Genomic DNA, 2,002 nt, shown 5'->3' on the forward strand with positions numbered 1-2,002 from the left:
CCAAAAAAGAGTTTGAACAGTATAAGCGACTAATCATTAAAAAAGAATTGATAGAGCCTAAGGTAGCCTATGGTTATTTTAAATGTAAATCCTTTGGTAATTTTGTAAAGGTATACGGCAACAAAGAAGATGTAAAAATTGTGATGGAGTTTCCTAGGCAACAAAAAGAACCCTATCTATCAATAGCAGATTATTTTTTAAGCGAGGAAGACAAATCCTGTGATATAATTGCATTCCAGGTAGTTACTTTAGGTGAAAAGCCTGTAGAGTATATGAAAAGTATATTTAGTAAAGATAAGTATAAAGAATATTATATGATGCATGGCCTGTTTGCTGAGTTAGCTGAGGCTTTAGCTGAGATGGTGCATAAGATTATAAGAGTAGAATTAAATATAGAAAATAAAGAGACAAAATATAATTATGCAGATTATTTATTTAATATGAAGTACAGAGGGAAAAGATATAGCTTTGGATATCCGTCCTGCCCTGATTTAAGAGGTAATCAGTTAATTGGAAAAATCTTACCCCTAGAAAAGATAGGGGTAAGTATAACTGAGGATTTTCAAATGATACCTGAATATACAACAAGTGCGTTTATAGTGCACAATGAAAGCGCAAAATATTTTACTCTTAAATAATATTTAACCTTTACTTTTAAATACTTTTAATTATTTTAAATATAAGAAATTTTGATAAGGAGGTGATTTAATGTCAACTATTGGGAATTTTATTAAGTCAGAAGATTACAAAAAAGAAAAACATGTACCTGTAATTGAATTACCAGATTCAATAAAAGCTGGAGAGGAATTCCAAGTAAAAGTATCAGTTGGCAAGGAGATTAAACATCCAAATTTAACTGAGCATTTTATTGCATGGATTGAGCTATTTTTTAACTCAAAAGATGGTAAAAATGTAACACATTTAGGAAAGGCTGAATTTTTATCACACGGAGAGTCAACCGAGGGTCCTAACAAAGGATATGCATATACTGAACCTGTTGCATTGTTTAATATAAAATTAGATAAACCTGGAACACTTGTAGCTGTGAGCTATTGCAATATCCATGGTTTGTGGGAAAATACTGTAGAGGTAAACATTTAAAAATAAAACAGGTGGGAGATAGCCCACCTGTTTTTTATTCAACCTCTATTTTTACGCCTTTCTCAACTGCTTCTTCGGCTTTAGGCATTGTGATAGTTAGTACACCATTTTTAAATTTTGCCTTTACTTGATCTGCTTTAATTTTCTTTGGTATTTGTATTTGTCTTACAAAATTACCATAAGCCCTTTCCTTTCTGTAGTAATTTTCATCTTTCTCTTCTTTTTCCTCCTCTTTTGAGCCTTTAATTGTTAGTATGTCACCAGAGATATTAACCTCAATATCCTTTTCAGTTAATCCTGGTAGGTCAGCCCTTACTTTAATATCATTTTTTGTTTCACTAATATCTAAGCTTGGAACAAAATCAATGCCAGAAGGCAACTCACTTGTTCCGAAGAAATCATCAAATAATCTGTTCATTTCATCTTGAATATCAAATAGGCCACTAAATGGTGTCAACCCTCTTTCAGCATCTCTTCTTCTTCTCATAATTGCCATATCTCACCTCCTTTTTTATTTTTTCTATTTAACAATATAAATGTGAGTTAATACTTGTCAAGTTTTTTTATTCGTACTACTTAAGATATTATGATTATTTAGCCCACGAATTGGTGGATATATTAACTTGTGAGGTTGAGTGAAAATTCGAGGTATTTTATTAATGAATGTTATTAACATAGAGTGGAATGAATGTGTTTAGTGCTTTGAGATAATAATAAAATAACACTTTTACATAGAAATAAGCTAATATATAATGTTATAGCAGCAAAAATAGAATTTTAAATATAAATTTTATTATTTTTATTGACAAGACTAAAACATTAATATATATTTGACAAATAGTATATTAGGATAAATTTAAAGTTGCTAAAAATTGAAGTTATAATTTTTTAGTGACAGGTA

The 2,002-nt window shown here is 29.8% G+C and carries 3 protein-coding genes; 2 read left to right on the forward strand and 1 reads right to left on the reverse strand.

All coding sequences use genetic code 11. The features are described 5' to 3' along the window. Positions 1-638 (forward strand): vitamin B12 dependent-methionine synthase activation domain-containing protein (locus SVN78_10600; GenBank protein ID MDY6822054.1); only part of this gene is annotated, 638 nt, incomplete at its 5' end. A gap of 70 nt (positions 639-708) precedes the next feature. Then, a complete protein-coding gene (locus SVN78_10605; protein ID MDY6822055.1) occupies positions 709-1,101 on the forward strand; it encodes a class II SORL domain-containing protein in 393 nt (130 codons plus the stop codon). A gap of 34 nt (positions 1,102-1,135) precedes the next feature. Here SVN78_10605 and SVN78_10610 read toward each other — a convergent pair whose 3' ends face one another. Beyond that, positions 1,136-1,588: an Hsp20/alpha crystallin family protein gene (locus SVN78_10610; GenBank protein MDY6822056.1), complete on the reverse strand. Its 453-nt coding sequence runs from the start codon at positions 1,586-1,588 to the stop codon at positions 1,136-1,138. Positions 1,589-2,002 lie beyond the last annotated feature (414 nt).

Source organism: Deferribacterota bacterium (assembly GCA_034189185.1).
Classification (GTDB): Bacteria; Chrysiogenota; Deferribacteres; order Deferribacterales; family UBA228; genus UBA228.